Origin of the sequence: Marinomonas arctica (genome assembly GCF_003259225.1) — a bacterium.
In the GTDB taxonomy this organism is placed as follows: domain Bacteria; phylum Pseudomonadota; class Gammaproteobacteria; order Pseudomonadales; family Marinomonadaceae; genus Marinomonas; species Marinomonas arctica.
In genome coordinates this window covers 68,164-84,133 of sequence record NZ_QHJF01000027.1, presented here as the reverse complement: position 1 = coordinate 84,133, position 15,970 = coordinate 68,164, and the positions used below count along the sequence as shown (strand labels likewise).

Below are 15,970 nucleotides of genomic sequence, written 5' to 3'. Positions count from 1 at the left end.
CGCAATTTGATGAACCAATACGAGGGCATCAAAATGCGAGTCATGAAATTAAACGAAGTCATCAACACTACAGGGCTATCTAGATCATCCATTTACGCTTACATGTCAAAAGGCAATTTCCCTAAGCCAATTCAGCTAGGGCCTAGGGCAGTTGCTTGGGTTGAAGGGGAGGTTGTAGCGTGGTTGCAAGAAAAGCTAAGTGCGCGTGATTATAGGAGGTAAGAATGAGTGCGTACCAACAGCATACGCACTCATTAGAAAATTAACGCCCTCTGGTCATAATGGTAGCTAAAATCCTAGATTTAATTTCATTGACACCGTATACAGCAATGTCAGTTTCACCAGAATCCTCCAAATAAGAAAGCTCATAGGTGAAATCTTTATTGTAAGGCTTTCCGCTGTGTTCGAAATTAAATGACGCTGAACAGGTGTAATAATCAATTTTCTCATCATATGAAAGCGTTTTGATGCCAGTGACTGAGTAGTCCCCAATGAGGCCTTGTTCTTCACCTTCCTTCGCCCATTGGGCTTTATGTATTGAGCTTGTGATAATCTCAAAGACAGTATCTTTGACATTACCATCATTACAAGGAAGGGTTGAGCTACTGCAACCAGCCAAGGCAAGTGATCCAATCATCACGGTAAGTCCTAATTTCATAATTTTTTACATATCTCCTTATGAGGTGTTTAAAGGGGTCATATCTAACTAGATCGAAGAATACAGCTACTGTATCTATATACACTAAGTAATACTTAGTATCTGGTCAAGCTTTTTACTAAGAAAATCTTAGCTTCTATTTTCTTGGGAGGTTAAGAGCATCAACGTTTTTACTAAACGACTAAAAGAGGCGCGGCTTAAGACTGGCCTATCTCAAAAAAAACTTGGAATTGCAGCCGGTTTAGACCAATTTGTGGCGAGCCCAAGAATGAACCAGTATGAAAAAGGTTCGCATTTACCAGATATCAATACGACAAAAAAAATATGCGAGGTGTTAGGCGTACCAGTTGCATATCTTTACTGTGAAGATGATGAGCTTGCTCAGCTTATCGAAAAATATGGCAAATTATCTGATGAGACGAAGCAAAAGATTAGAAATGTGGCAGGGCTGAGCCTAAATGACTTTTCCTAAATTCAAGCAGTGTGTCACACCTTCTGGAGGGCTCAAACAGCATTTTTCCTACCTTTACTGCACAAAAATATGTTTCTATTTGGTAATCAACAAGTGAATAAAAATGTATATCCGCTGAGCGTTGATCTTACTGATACGGAATGCATAAATTACTGGCTTATGAAAATGATAGGCTTGGCTAGAATCATCCTTAAATAAGCAGTTTTTAAGAGGTCACTACCAGTATAAAGATGAATGATGAGGAAATCACAGAACTGGCAATTTTAGACGCCAAAAAACGGAAAAAAGTTATCGCTAGAGAGTTAGTTGATAATAATATTCCGGAAGATTCCCCAGTATCCGTGTTTATGGCTGGGTCGCCTGGTGCAGGAAAGACTGAGATGGCGCGTATAATTATCAAGCAGTTCAGCTCCGAATATGGCGTTACTCCAGTGCATATTGAGAATGACGAGCTTAGAAAGGAATTTAACGCCTACAATGGAATAAACTCACCACTCTTTCAGAGGCCGGCAACGATTTTGGTTGAGGCAATTCATGATAGGGCGTTAAAGCGTTCAGTTAGCTTTATACTGGATTCCACGCTCTCAAATTATGATAAGGCCGTCAGCAATATCCAGCGATCTCTGGATAAAGGGCGATATGTTCAGATAATTTTTGTCTATCAAGATCCGAAGCAAGCCTGGAAGCTTGTTCTTGCAAGAGAGTCAGTCGAGGGGAGGAGAGTTCCACCAGACGTTTTTGTTGATCAGTTCATGGAGTCTCAGGTAGTTGTGAGTAAGCTGAAGAAACATTTTGGGCAGAGCATTGGTATTATTTTTATTGAAAAAAATATTGAAAGTACCAGCAAACGACCACAGTTCAACGTGACCGACATTGACGCTGTTTTGCGTAAAAAGTACAATCGTGAGTACTTACAGGCTATAGTTAAGTCGCAATAGCTTAGGAGATAAACAAAATGATGAACACTGATAAAGAACGAGTGAAATCAACGCCATTTTCAGATTTTTTTCGAAATGCTAAGTCTGCTGAAAAGCGACAGTTTTTTGATAAAGTTGCGCGTGAAGCTATCAAAGAGCAGCAAGAAATGATCGCCCTTGCAAGAAAACACACCCTTTCAGAAAAATAGAGTCGAGTATTGCTACTCGACTCTATTCTTAGCGTAATTCAGCTTATCTTAAGCAAGATAGTAGTATCGTCTTCAACTAATTTACCGTCATCCCTTTTTTCGTAAAAAACCCTTGCATTTATAACCTATGGTTTGTCTCAAATGTCATCATCAATGACTTTTTGAGTGGCTAGTGGATGTGATGAACTAGGAATGACAGAATGCTTTTTCGCGTCGACTGATAGGGAGGGCTTCGCAAGTCCAACTTAAACGACCAGAAGGGAAGTGTTGTCAAAAGTTGATGAAGCATGCGATTAATGCATAGGAAAACTACAAGGTTTAAGCCAAAAAAGTAAAATAAATATTTTTCCGCACTGTACTACGTCGATCGACTCGTCCCAATCTCTTACATTTCTCCATGCTCACTAACGAGCTAATTAAAGGAGAAAGTTCATGTCTACATCTAAAGGTAATTCACGTCCAGCTTCGTCTCATCCAGGTCCAGGAGGGAACTGGCCGAGCACAACCGGAGGGAAATCAGGTGGTGGCCGTGGCAATGCTAAACCTAGCAAATAGATCACTTTAAGGGCCCTAGAGGCCCTTTTTTGCATAGGAGGCATTATGAAATATTGCAGCAATAAAGACACAAATAAACTGATACTGAACTTATTAAAAAGAGGCTGGGGGTTTGTAAAATCAAAAAAACATTTGAAGCTTAAAACACCTAATGGAAAAATCGTTGTAGTATCGCGGACACCTGGTGATAGACGTGCATATCAAAACTTTCTATCTGACATAGGGCGCATCAATGAAAAGGAAGCATTGTGAAAAACACTTATCCAAATTTTGTAGAAATTATTAAGTTTACGGCTTTGACGTTTGATTTACAGCCTAAATGCATGAAAGAGCTAGATGATCTCGAAGGCAACGTCGTAGTCGATCCACATAAGGTTAACTATCTATTTGATACCGGCATAAAAGGCCGTTTCGAACATCTAGTTGGAAAAGACATTGGAGGGCTGTTATCGAACAAATTCCGGCTCATTCTAGATGATTATATTAGCTTAGTGTCCAAAGTTGATGTAAGTGGTTTAAGGCGAGAACAAGTCATATCACCTCTGGTGGAGTGCTTCTTAATAAGCCATATCCTAAGTATCTTTGATTTACCATTTATGAGTCAGTTGAAAGCGACACCTTCGTTTATTCTTACTTGTGAAAGAAGCGCTGTTGTAGAAATCTTAGAGTGGTTATCAAAGACCAATCCGCAATCCATAAAGGCAATGACTAAAGAAGACAGAGACTTGGTGTTAGCATGGAGAAAAGGACAATATATACCAAGCTCGTCGAGCCTTTCCCGACTAATAGATAACGACCTTCATCGTACTTATATTCTGATAGCATGTTCTTTAGAGCGCTTGAAAAAATTTGAGTATGGCAAAGCACTTGTCGTTAGTACAAGAAGTCGATTACTTGGTCTTAAACCTAAAGCGATTTCATTTGTAACAGCGGCCTCTAACTTACAAAGTCACCTAAAGCCAAGATTAGACAAATTTGGCCGCGATATTTGCATAGTTCAAGATAAACTTAGACGAACTAAGGCCAAAAGTCCTGAAGATAAAATTGCTACAGATTTTTCTTTAAAACATTTGGAGAAAGGTTACTCTTGCGATGAGTTACCAAATAGCAGTTACTTTGTGCATCACCATAGAGCACGATGGCATGTTTATTGTGGGAATCTAGATCAAGCCAATGTTGAGTATGAAAAAACGATTAATTTGGCTGCACTCATGGCAGGAGAAGAGCAGAGGGGCATTCTTAAAGAAGCTAAAGCCGTTGCAGCATGCTTGAATAGCCCGGATAAGGTCTTTCTAAAAAAAATCAGATGGATAGAGCAAATTTTTCGGTACGACATCGAATCAGTAGAGAGAGCGGAGCCATCAAACAAATTTACTGACACCATTGAAGATTGGGAGCTTGATCTATGGAAACAATCGTTTTATGGACTGTTTCCTAAGGATGGCTTTTTTCCAGGGTGCGATTATCCAGAAATCACCTTAAGAACTGGGTTTATCAGCATGACGGATGAAGATTCACGCATCACCATTGATTTGAAAAACCCAAATAAAAAAGTATGGCTTGGGCTAAACAAGCAAAAAAAGACACATCAACTTATTTGGTTCTCAGAAAAAGGAGATGTGGACTCGGTAAAAGCACTTTTGGATGCTGGTGCAAGCGTCGATGTGAAATCTGATGTGGATGAAACTCCTTTAATATTTGCGTTGCAAGCTATGAACCTTAGTGAAAAGTTTGGTCCAATTGATGCTTCCTTGTTTAAATTAATCTCTAATCATCCTCATAAAGCTGAAAGTATAAATAGCAGGACACAAAAGAAACGTATGACGGCACTGTCTCTTGCAGTGAGGACTGGTAAGTTATGGGTCGTTCAGAAAGTGCTTTCAATGGGGGCTGACGTGCATCAATTATCAGGCTCAGACCGCCAAACAGCTTTAAATCTGGCAATGAAATCAATCGCTCTTTTAAAGGATATAGAAAAAGTTATAAAGGTTCAGCGCGAACCAGATGATTCCGATATTGCAGTTGACTCTTTCAGAAGAGAAACGAGTGGCCTTTTTGGCGCCGATCTTGAAAATAATAGAAAGGTAAGAAATGCATTTCTTAACGAGTTCAATTTGTATGGTGATGACCATATGCTTCAGTGGCATGAAAACCTTAAAAAACACTCAAGTGTACGTGAACTTATAGATATTGCCCGCGAACTGATTTTTGCTGGTAGTGACCCTAACGCGGAGCACGAAACACCCTTGAAAGGTTACACACCACTAATGTTAGCTGCTGAGAATGATGAAAAAGAGCTTTTCGAAATGATGATTCAGTATGGCGGTGATCCCTTTAAGAGTTTCTTCCAGCCTCTCATGCGACGAAATTTAGACAGTTATGAAATAATGTCACTTTGGCGGCAGAAGAGAGCCTGGGACGCAGCTTGAAAGAACTTGTAATACTCATTTCTCTTCCTCTCTAAGCTAACCATGTGACCATGGTTAGCTTAGAGAGGAATGTACAAGAAATGAACATTATACACCGCGATTTCAAATGCTACCTTTATTGTGCTATCCCATTAATTTAATTTGATTTATTGTCCATTCCCCAATTTTCTCGTATTCTCTCAGTTTCAAATCTAAGTAACCTAATCCAAAGAAGGTGGCATTCTGTATGGACGATCAAATCCTTACCTTGAAAGAGGTAGCCGCTTATTTGAAGTTGGCAGAGAAAACCGCATACAGACTAGCAAGTGAAGGCAAGCTGCCAGGCTTTAAAGTGGGTGGCTCGTGGCGTTTTAAACGTCATGACTTAGATGTATGGATAGAGAAACAAAAGGAAAGCCGATGATTCCCAATTATCAAGATTGCATGAAGCCTTTTTTGCTTACTCTTCAGAAGTCTGGCTCAGAGGAAGTGAAGCTTCGCGATATCATCATCAGCATTGCGGATCACTTTGAATTAACAGATGAAGAACGAGTCGAGCCGCTGCCAAGTGGCAAGCAACCAATTTTAGATAACCGTGTTGGTTGGGCACGAACCTACCTTGCTAAAGCGGGCCTTATCGATAGCCCACGTCGTGCGAACTTTGTCATTACTAATCGAGGTATTACTGCCTTAAACACACCGAACCTAGAAATTAACAATCAATATCTTAAACAGTTTGATGAATTTGTTGCCTTTACGAGTTTAAGCAACACAAAAGTAACAGTAGAAAACACGCAACAAGCGTCAATAAAACTAGACCAACAACAAGAAGGCAGTGGCATCACACCTGATGAGGCCCTTCGTAACGCGTATAAGACAATTAACGACGCACTAGCTCAAGATATCTTGGAACGGACTCGTAACGTCTCTCCGGCCTTCTTTGAACAGTTGTTAATAGACTTGCTCATTGCTATGGGTTACGGCGGCACAGAAGAGGGCACAGCCCACGCCCTAGGGAAGTCTGGTGACAACGGTGTAGATGGGGTCATCAATCAAGACCCGCTCGGTGTCGATCAAATTTACATCCAAGCGAAACGCTACAAACAAGGTAATAATATCAGTTCTGGAGACATTCGAGACTTCTTTGGTGCGTTAAACCTACACAACGCCCAAAAAGGTTTATTTATCACCACGTCAGACTTTACCAGCTCTGGGATAGACACTGCTCAAAAGCTCAGTACCAGAATCGTATTAGTAAATGGCAACGACTTAGCCAGGCTCATGTTGCGCTACAACATTGGTAGCCGCGATGAACAGGTATTAAAGCTCAAAAAAATTGATGAAGAGTTTTTTGAAGGATTCTAAGGAAAGATTATGAGACAAGTAAGTAATTTCGATTTTTTAAAAAAACACCAAGATTGGTTATTTAAATTAGCTGAAAGCGCTGAACTAAACTTTTCTTCTGACCCTAATACTTCGCTTATAAAGGTGCGGCAACTAGGTGAGGCTATAGCGCAATCAATTGCCGCACGCATTGGTGTTGAATCTGGTAGTGGCGTAAAGCAAGTCGATTTGCTAAAAGATCTAGATTATAACTTACGTTTAGATGATAACGTTCGAGATGCATTTCACACCATCCGAAAGCTAGGTAATACAGCAACCCACCAATTTGATAGCACTAGCCATAGAGATGCGTTAAAAGCGATGATGGTTAGTCATGCCTTAGCTATGTGGTTTCATACTACCTTTGGTGGAGATGCTGCCAAAGGCTTTAAAATAACAAAGTTTATTAAGCCACAAGACCCGTCTGAATATGTTCGTCAACTTGAAGAGCAAGTTGAGCAATTAAAAAGTGAATCACAGCGAAGCTCCGAACGAATCAAAACCGCTGAAAAACTGAACAAAATTGAATCAGAAAAAGTATTAGCAGAACGCAAGCGTGCTGAAATAATGGCTGAAGATAAAGCCGTTTGGGAGCAACTTGCCTTAGACAGTGAAAAAGAAGCCGAAAGATATAAAGCTGTAGCAGAAGCGGCCAACCAAGAACATGCTAAATCGTTCCAAGCAAAACCAAAACAAGAGCAAGCGGCGGAACTCAAACGTATTGAAAAATCAATGTTTGAAATGGATGAAGCTGAAACTCGAGTTGTGATTGATCAACAATTAAATGATGCAGGCTGGGAGGCGGATACTGAAAACCTACGTTATGCCAAAGGCGCTCGTCCTGAGCCAAATAAAAATAAGGCAATTGCAGAGTGGCCGACTCAATCTGGACCTGCTGACTATGCTCTATTTATAGGATTGACACTTGTTGGTGTGATTGAAGCGAAGAAGAATGCAAAAAACGTATATGGAGCAATAGATCAAGCTAAACGCTATGCAAAAGGTCTCGAAAATCTTCCTGAAGACGTGGAGGCGATTCAATATGGAGAATTTAATGCTCCGCTTACCTTTGCCACCAATGGTCGTGCTTATTTAAAGCAATTAGAGCAAGAAAGTGGTATCTGGTTTTTAGATGTTCGCGACAATAGCAATCGCCGTAAAGCGTTGAAAGGTTGGTATTCGCCGCAAGAAATTAAAACGTATTTACGTCAAACACCGCAACAAGCCAATGCTGAATTGGATGATATGGGTTTTGACTATGAACTAAAGCTTCGTGATTATCAAAAAACTGCAATTTTAAATGTTGAACAAGCCATTAAAGACGGTAAAGAAAGTGCGATGGTTGCTATGGCAACAGGGACGGGTAAAACTAAAACCTGTATCGCGCTTGTTTATCGACTACTTAAAGCTGAACGATTTCGTCGTATTCTCTTCTTAGTGGATAGAAGTGCGCTGGGAGAACAGGCCACAGTCGATTTTGGCGAAGTAAAAATGGAAAGTATCACTAATTCATTTGCGGATACATTTGAAGTCTTAGGTATTGAACCAGATAAATCAGCCAAGCCATTTCCGGAAGAAGATACAAAAGTTCATATCGCAACAGTTCAAGGATTAGTAAAGCGTATTATGTATCCTTCAGATAACGCTTCGAAACCCGGTGTTGGTCAATATGACTGTATCGTTGTAGATGAGTGTCACCGAGGTTATCTGCTAGACCGTGAACTAAGTGACACGGAAGTAACGTTCCGAGATCAGAAAGATTACATGTCAAAATACAGAACCGTCATCGAGTATTTTGACGCATTCAAAGTGGGCCTAACCGCAACACCTGCTCCACACACCAAAGAAATTTTTGGCGCCCCCGTATTCACTTACACTTATACAGAAGCCGTAATCGATGGCCACTTAGTCGATCATTTACCGCCAATTCGTATTCATACCAAACTTAATACGGATGGTATTAATTACAAAGTAAACGAAGAGGTCCAAGTTTACAATCCGTACACTCAGCAGTTAGATCTTATTAATACACCAGATGAGCTTAATTTTGAGGTTGCTCAATTTAATCGCAAAGTCATTGCACCTGAGTTTACTAAAGAGATCTGCCGTTGGTTGATAGAGAGTGATTCATTAAATCCTTACTCTCAAGAAAAAACTTTAATATTCTGTGTTACTGATAAACACGCAGATGAAGTGGTTGAAGCGTTAAAAGAGGCCTGTGAAAGCTACTTAGGCGAAGTCGATGATGATGTTATTCAAAAGATAACGGGGGCATCAGATAAACCGCTGGAAAAAATACGTCGATATAAAAATGATAGGCTACCTAATATCGCAGTGACAGTAGATCTACTTACCACAGGTGTGGATGTGCCAAAAATTTGCAACTTGGTCTTCTTACGACGTGTAAACAGCCGAATTTTATTTGAGCAAATGTTGGGCCGTGCGACACGTCGTTGTGACGAAATATCCAAAGAGAGATTTCGTATTTTTGATGCGGTAGATATCTATAAACAGCTTGAAAAAGTAAACACCATAAAACCTGTTGTGACCAAAGTTGATATCACTTTTACCGAACTTGAAGATGAAATAAAACAAGACCTTGATCCTAAGTTACAGCAGTTAGCAAAAGATCAATTTCTTGCCAAATTACAAAGCAAAAAGAACTATCTTTCACCTGAACAACATGCAGAGTTTGAAAGCATAGTCGGTAAACCACCTAAAGAGTTTGCGCAAGAAATCAAAAACATGGGGCTTCAACAAGTCGCGGATTGGTTTGTGAATAACCCAGGGTTAGGCGAACTACTTGATTTGAGGGTGTCAGGAGCAGGTGGTAACAATCACATTGTTATCTCCGCACATAAAGACAAAGTTACCGGAACTTCAACAGGCTACGGCAGTGGACAAAAACCAGAAGATTATCTCTCAGCCTTTAACCAGTTTGTTAACGCTAACAGTAACCGTATGGTTGCGATTCAAACCGTCATACAACGTCCGTGGGAATTAACCCGAGATGGACTAAAGCAATTAGCATTAGAGCTAGAGAAAAATGAATTTCGTGAGCAAGATCTAAAAGTCGCTTGGAAAGAGGTGAAAAATGAGGATATTGCCGCGCGTATTATCGGTTTTATTCGTCAAGCGGCATTAGGTGGCGCATTGGTTCCCTATGAGCAACGAGTTGATAATGCCTTAGCGAGTATTCTAAGTCGCCAGCCATGGAAAACACCACAACGAGAGTGGCTCGAAACGATCGCAGGGCAAATAAAGGCAAATGTGATTGTTGATGAAAGCAACCTTAACGAAGGTATCTTTAAACAAATTGGTGGTACCAAACGGGCTAATAAATTGTTTGAAGAACCCATTGCCGATATTTTGAGTGACTTTAATAAAGCACTTTGGGCAAGCTAATACACATTGAAATTTAAACTATGCGCATGTTTTTTAGTGTGCACAGAAAAACAGGAAAGCGGTGACAAATACTCATTGTATCTCCTTAAACGAGGGTGGAATTTTTAGTGAATGAACTAAATATTCACCGAAATACAGCCAGTAAATACTTAAATCAACTGGTTGAGATTGGAGTATTAACGAAACACAAACTGGGTAGAGACAACTACTACCTAAACACCGAATTATTTAATTTGTTTACTAATTAACGGGTAAACAACCCAAGGACAAACATGAGCACTCAAGACCTGATCAACAAACTCTGGAATCTATGTAACCTGTTGCGTGACGATGGTGTTACTTACCACGAATACCTAAACGAATTGACCTACCTTGTATTTTTAAAAATGGTGGAGGAAACAGGGCAAGAAGAGCTTATTCCTGAAGGTTATCGCTGGTCAGACATCGAAAAATTTAACGCAGTAACCCGTTTAGAAGAATATAAAAAACTGCTTATTCACTTAGGCTCAAATGGCTCACTTATTACGAAAGCCATTTTTGCCGATGCTTCAACCTGTATTCGTAAACCTGCCACGTTAAATAAATTAGTGTCTGAAATTGATAACTTAGATTGGTATTCCGCTAAAAACGAAGGGTTAGGCGACATGTACGAAGGCTTGCTAGAAATCAACGCAAGCGAGAAAAAATCAGGTGCAGGGCAATACTTTACACCGCGCGTCTTAATTGAAGTGATGGTTGAACTTATGAAACCAAACTTGGAAGACGTGATTGTTGACCCAACAGCCGGCACAGGTGGTTTCTTAATTGCCGCGCATCATGAGCTTAAAAAACACCATGACATAAAAAACCTTGATGAAGTGGCTTACAAAAAATATCAGCATGCCACCTTCTTTGGGATGGAATTAGTGCCAGATACACGCCGCTTAGCCATGATGAATCTCATGCTACACGACTTAGCTGTAGATGATGATAACGCAGGTGTCCTTTACGGCGATACACTTTCAAATGAAGGTAAAGCCTTACCGAAAGCAAGCTTGATACTTGCAAATCCACCCTTTGGCACCAAACAAGGTGGCGGTATTCCAAGCCGTGATGACTTAGTGCATTACACCTCTAATAAACAGTTAGCCTTTTTGCATGCCATGTATCACAGCATGTTAAAACCCGGCGGTCGTGCAGCAGTCGTCTTGCCGGACAATGTATTATTTGAAGGTTCAACGGGTCGTAAAATCCGTAATGACCTAATGGAAAAGTGTAACCTGCATACTATTTTACGTTTGCCGACGGGTATCTTTTATGCCGCTGGCGTGAAAACCAATGTGCTGTTTTTTGATAAGCCAACAGACGTGAACAAGGATAAGGGCAACACTAAAAAGGTCTGGGTATATGACCTCAGAGCCAACATGCCACAATTTGGTAAACGCACCGTTTTAACCAAGACTCACTTTGATGAATTCTACAAAGCGGTTGGTAGCGATTTAACTCAAGTCAACGAAGCACAACGCCAAGCTTTTATTGATAACCATCAAAACGGCAGCGAAATCGGTAACGTCGATACTTGTCGATTAAGAGTTTTTACCCGTGAAGAGATTACGGGTAAAGAAGATTCTCTCGATTTAGCATGGATACGTGATGACAGTATTGAGGATGCTGCCAATCTGCCAGAGCCGGATATCCTAATTAATGAAGCGATTGAAGAGCTAGCAGGTGCTATTACTGATCTACAGTCGATTTTAGTAGAGCTAGATGCAGCGGTAGATACTGACGAGGTTTTAGTATGAGTCAGTTACCTAAAAACTGGAGTTCTATTCAACTAAAAAATCTACTCTCTTTTGTTTTAGGTGGCGATTGGGGCAAAGACGCTGATTATCAGGATGATGATTTTGAAACTGTTTTTTGTATCCGTGGCACGGAGTTTAAGAACTGGTCTAAAGAGAAAGGTATAACCAGCGTAGAGCGTAAAGTAAAAAAAGCTAGTGCTCAAAAGAGAGCGCTTAAGCTTGGCGATATTTTGGTAGAAATATCAGGCGGCGGACCAGAGCAACCTGTAGGAAGAACAGTATTAATAGATGAGGACGCCTTAAAACATAACTCTAATTACCCAAAAGTTTGTACCAACTTTATACGATTAGCTAGACCAAGTGACTCGATAGATTCAAGATACCTCAACTACTACTTAAGAAGTTTTTATGCTTCTGGCGAAGTAGTGAATTATCAAGGTGGAAGTAATAACTTACGAAATTTAAAGTTTAAAGAATATGAAACTATTGAAGTGCCTATTGCACCTCAATCAGAACAAAAACGCATTGCTGATAAATTGGATTCGGTATTAACCAAAGTCGAAACAGCACAAGTACGCCTCGACAAAATCCCAACCATTTTAAAACGCTTCCGCCAATCTGTTCTCGCCGCCGCCACCTCAGGCGAACTCACCAAAAACTGGCGAGAGAGTAATGGGTTGGAAGATTGGGAACATGTTAAGCTTAAAGATGTTGGCAAAGGTTTTAATTATGGTTCTTCTACCAAATCACAATCAGAGGGTAAAATTCCTGTCTTAAGAATGGGAAACTTACAAGGCGGAAAACTAGACTGGGAAAAGTTAGTGTTTACATCTGATGAGGCAGAAATTGAAAAATATAAACTTCAGCCTGGAGATGTATTATTTAACAGAACTAACAGCCCTGAACTAGTTGGGAAAACCTCTATTTATCGTGGTGAAAGAGAAGCTATTTTTGCAGGCTATCTAATAAAGGTTCAAGGCACTGATAAGTTAGATGCAGAATATTTAAATATCCAATTAAATAGCTCTCATGCAAGAGATTATTGCTGGGCAGTAAAAACAGATGGTGTTAGCCAGTCAAATATCAATGCTAAAAAATTACAGGCTTATGAGTTCGAACTTCCCTCCATTGAAGAGCAAATAGAAATTATTCGTGTTGTAACAGAGCTGCTTTCAAGTGCAGATCTTGTAGAAAAGCAATACAAAGCTGCAAAACTTCGTGTTGATAAAATGACTCACTCAATATTAGCAATAGCATTTAGTGGCAAACTCTTCTCTCCAATTTCTGAAGAAGATAGAGTAGCTGTTACAGTCAAAACACAGAACTCTGAGCCTCAGCATAATCAACCTAAGGCTATCGATAAAGAGCCAGATCAGCAGACTGAAGTAGTTTCGAAAACAGTAAATAAAAGCAGTAATGAGCAAGCTAGTGAGGTATTTCAGCTATTAAAAAAGAATAGCAAAGGCATGTCTGCACAAGCATTATTTGATGCTCAATCTGAAAATACCTTCAACGCAATTGATGATCTGTTTAGTGAATTGAAAAAACTTATTGAACAAGAAATGGTTATTCAAGCTGGTGAAGGTGAAAACTGTACTTTTAAGGCGACTAAAAAGTGAAGGTAGATTTTTTAAAAATCAGGGGTGGCTTTAAAAATATTCACAACTTAGAAATAGATTTTGACGATAAAGAATTATTAACCGTTCTTATCGGCAGAAACGGCTCTGGGAAATCGAATGTTATTGAAGCCTTAGTTCGTATTTTCAGGGCTTTAGATCTTGGAGAAGAATTCGCACCCTTTAGTTATAAATTAATATATTCCTTAGGCGCAAATAATGAAAAGCGCATTGAAATTGATGCCTCACCAGATTATGGCACAACTCCTCACCAACAGCACAAAATTAAAGTGGCTATTAAACAGGAAGATAATAGCTTCTCAAAGTTTGAGACCGTTGCTTTGTCAAAAGTTAAACGTGATAAAAATGGGGCTTCTGACTACTTACCTCAACACCTATTCGCTTATTACTCTGGGCCAAGTGATAGGTTAGAAGACTTGTTTAAACTGCATAGAACTAAGTTCTATAATCAGCTACTAAAAAATAAAGTAAAAATAGAAGATGAGGTTCGTCCTTTATTTTACGCGAAGCCATTTCATAGCCAATTTGTACTGCTTGCTTTCTTTTTAAATCAACAACATGGTGTAGGCCGTGAGTTCTTAGCAGAGCAATTGGGCATAAAAGATTTTCATTCTGTTCACTTTGTATTTCGCAGGCCTGAATGGGGTAAAAATAATAAGAAAGATATTTTTTGGGGGGCTCGTGGTGTAGTTCGTGAGTTTTTAGACAGGTTACTTCCTTATAGTTATGGACCAGTAAAGTCGACACGAGAAGAAGCAACATCGTTAACAGGCAAAGGCGTTGATAATGAATTTGTATATTTATTCTTGCCCGATATCTATGGTTTAAAGAAAGTAGCTAAGGGGTTAAAACCGAAAGACTTTTTTAAAATGCTAGAAAGCACATTGCTTTCTGAGCTTATTGATAGCGTAAATATTAAAGTTAAATTACATAACGATGAAATTGTTAGCTTTAGTGAATTAAGTGAAGGTGAGCAGCAATTGCTCACTGTATTAGGTCTTCTAGAATTTACTGTTGAAGATGATTCGTTGTTTTTATTGGATGAACCAGACACTCATTTAAACCCCGCATGGGCAGCTAAATACCATACTTTTCTCAAACGCTTTATACCTAATCAAAAATTCTGCCATATACTAATGGTAACCCATCACCCGCTAGCGATTGCAGAATTAGACAAACATCAAATACAAGTTATACGCAATAACAAAGATGGCCAGTCGATAGCTGAAATACCCGCAGAAAGCCCGATAGGAATGGGCGTTAATGGCATACTTACCAGTGACATGTTTGGCATGGCAACAACGCTAGATAAATACACAAGCGGTGTTATTGAGAAACGTAGAGCATTACTCGAAAAAGAATCTTTAACTGAGCACGAAACCAAAGAATTAAGAAAGCTAAATGGTTCGTTAGAGCGGTTAGGTTACGGCTATACACACCCAGATGAAGATTATAGACAGTTCCTAATTGCTAGAAAAAGAGCACTACACACCAATAACATACCTGATACGAAAACTGTCGAAAACCGCATAAAACTGTTAGAAGCGATTTTAAAAGACCAAGGGCTAATCGATTAATGAGGCATATAGATTTAAATAAGATCAACAATTGCAAACCTAATAACTGGGATCAAAATGTAACTCAATGGAAGCAACAGGTTGTTAATGCCAATGACAAATCGGAAAAAATAAAAAAAATAGGAAATAAATGGTCAGATTTTAAGCCTGGATTCATCAGAGAATATGGAGATAAGTGTTGGTACTCTGAAACTCCTAGAGTCATGACTGATTTCGATGTTGATCACTTTAGGCCTAAAGGAGCTGTTAAAAAATCTGATGGGACAAAACCTAAAAGAGTCATAAATGGTGTGTCAGATACTCACCCTGGTTATTGGTGGTTAGCTTTTGAGCCTTTGAACTATAGATATTCTTGCGTATTTTCTAATAGGCCAAGAGATAAAGGTGGTAAACATGATTACTTCCCATTGACTGATGAAAATACCAGAGTCTGGGTATCAAGCTCAATAACGGCGCATGCTAATGAAAAAATTAAACTTTTAGACCCATGCTCTCTTAATGATGTTTCTCTCCTGTCATATGACAAAATTCCGGGTACAGTTCAGTCTCGATTTGATAATACATCTAACCCGACCGCATATTCAAAAGTTCGAGAAAGCTGTAAGCGTTATAATCTCAATCATAAAACCATTAAAGGGGCTAGAAGTAAGGTTATTAAAGACGTACAAAGTGCAATGGAATTTCTAAAAACATGTTGGAGTTTTCCTGCTAACCAGGTAAATCCATTTCAACAATTTCGGCCTGATATTGAAAAGAAGCTGATCGATGCATGTAATCGAAAGTCTGAGTTTTCTGCTACCGCTATTGCTTTTGTTAGGCCATATAGAGCAGAACCTTGGTTGGCTAACATTCTAAATAGGTTAGATCTTAGTGATTAAAATCTTTTCGGAGTACAGGGTGATTAGATTTTTTTGTCGCGATGACATAAAAGTGTGATAATCGTATTAAATAATACCTCTCAATTTTAG

At 39.4% G+C, this 15,970-nt stretch carries 16 protein-coding genes; 15 read left to right on the top strand and 1 reads right to left on the bottom strand.

Translation table 11 applies throughout. The features are described 5' to 3' along the window. Positions 1-9 precede the first annotated feature (9 nt). On the top strand, positions 10-222 hold the full coding sequence (locus DK187_RS15535; protein WP_308422562.1) for an AlpA family transcriptional regulator: 213 nt from the start codon (positions 10-12) through the stop codon (positions 220-222). A gap of 40 nt (positions 223-262) precedes the next feature. On the opposite strand, the gene DK187_RS15530 is transcribed toward DK187_RS15535, so the two are convergent. After that, entirely contained in the window at positions 263-658 is a 396-nt protein-coding gene (locus DK187_RS15530) for a hypothetical protein (protein WP_111608250.1), read from the bottom strand. A gap of 160 nt (positions 659-818) precedes the next feature. On the opposite strand from DK187_RS15530, the gene DK187_RS15525 reads away from it, so the two are divergent. The 14 genes from DK187_RS15525 (at position 819) to DK187_RS15475 (ending at position 15,880) form a co-directional block, all read left to right on the top strand. Continuing rightward, on the top strand, positions 819-1,130 hold the full coding sequence (locus DK187_RS15525; RefSeq protein WP_111608249.1) for a helix-turn-helix domain-containing protein: 312 nt from the start codon (positions 819-821) through the stop codon (positions 1,128-1,130). A gap of 230 nt (positions 1,131-1,360) precedes the next feature. Continuing rightward, positions 1,361-2,068 (top strand): zeta toxin family protein, encoded by a 708-nt coding sequence (locus DK187_RS15520; RefSeq protein ID WP_111608248.1) that lies wholly within the window; start codon positions 1,361-1,363, stop codon positions 2,066-2,068. A gap of 17 nt (positions 2,069-2,085) precedes the next feature. Next, positions 2,086-2,256, top strand: a complete 171-nt coding sequence (locus DK187_RS21250) for a hypothetical protein (protein ID WP_188322983.1) — start codon at positions 2,086-2,088, stop codon at positions 2,254-2,256. A 432-nt stretch (positions 2,257-2,688) separates the two neighbouring features. Beyond that, complete coding sequence (locus DK187_RS21505) at positions 2,689-2,811, top strand: hypothetical protein (protein ID WP_261599246.1); 123 nt, start codon at positions 2,689-2,691, stop codon at positions 2,809-2,811. A 45-nt stretch (positions 2,812-2,856) separates the two neighbouring features. Next, the gene (locus DK187_RS15515) at positions 2,857-3,063 is read left to right on the top strand and encodes a hypothetical protein (protein ID WP_111608247.1); all 207 of its coding nucleotides are present in this window, start codon (positions 2,857-2,859) and stop codon (positions 3,061-3,063) included. Further along, positions 3,060-5,240: an ankyrin repeat domain-containing protein gene (locus DK187_RS15510; protein WP_111608246.1), complete on the top strand. Its 2,181-nt coding sequence runs from the start codon at positions 3,060-3,062 to the stop codon at positions 5,238-5,240. Before DK187_RS15515 ends, DK187_RS15510 begins: the two co-directional genes overlap by 4 nt. 226 nt (positions 5,241-5,466) lie before the next feature. Beyond that, positions 5,467-5,643: a methylation-associated defense system helix-turn-helix domain-containing protein MAD1 gene (gene mads1 / locus DK187_RS15505; RefSeq protein WP_111608245.1), complete on the top strand. Its 177-nt coding sequence runs from the start codon at positions 5,467-5,469 to the stop codon at positions 5,641-5,643. Next, complete coding sequence (locus tag DK187_RS15500) at positions 5,640-6,584, top strand: restriction endonuclease (protein WP_111608244.1); 945 nt, start codon at positions 5,640-5,642, stop codon at positions 6,582-6,584. Before mads1 ends, DK187_RS15500 begins: the two co-directional genes overlap by 4 nt. A 9-nt stretch (positions 6,585-6,593) precedes the next feature. Further along, entirely contained in the window at positions 6,594-10,007 is a 3,414-nt protein-coding gene (gene hsdR / locus DK187_RS15495) for a type I restriction-modification system endonuclease (protein WP_111608243.1), read from the top strand. Between the two features lie 95 nt (positions 10,008-10,102). Then, positions 10,103-10,255, top strand: a complete 153-nt coding sequence (locus DK187_RS21585) for a hypothetical protein (protein ID WP_373289505.1) — start codon at positions 10,103-10,105, stop codon at positions 10,253-10,255. A gap of 24 nt (positions 10,256-10,279) precedes the next feature. Beyond that, positions 10,280-11,788: a class I SAM-dependent DNA methyltransferase gene (locus tag DK187_RS15490; protein WP_111608242.1), complete on the top strand. Its 1,509-nt coding sequence runs from the start codon at positions 10,280-10,282 to the stop codon at positions 11,786-11,788. Further along, complete coding sequence (locus tag DK187_RS15485) at positions 11,785-13,407, top strand: restriction endonuclease subunit S (protein ID WP_111608241.1); 1,623 nt, start codon at positions 11,785-11,787, stop codon at positions 13,405-13,407. The genes DK187_RS15490 and DK187_RS15485 overlap by 4 nt, the downstream gene beginning before the upstream one ends. Then, on the top strand, positions 13,404-15,002 hold the full coding sequence (locus tag DK187_RS15480) for an AAA family ATPase (protein ID WP_111608240.1): 1,599 nt from the start codon (positions 13,404-13,406) through the stop codon (positions 15,000-15,002). Before DK187_RS15485 ends, DK187_RS15480 begins: the two co-directional genes overlap by 4 nt. After that, a complete protein-coding gene (locus DK187_RS15475) occupies positions 15,002-15,880 on the top strand; it encodes a hypothetical protein (RefSeq protein WP_111608239.1) in 879 nt (292 codons plus the stop codon). The genes DK187_RS15480 and DK187_RS15475 overlap by 1 nt, the downstream gene beginning before the upstream one ends. Positions 15,881-15,970 lie beyond the last annotated feature (90 nt).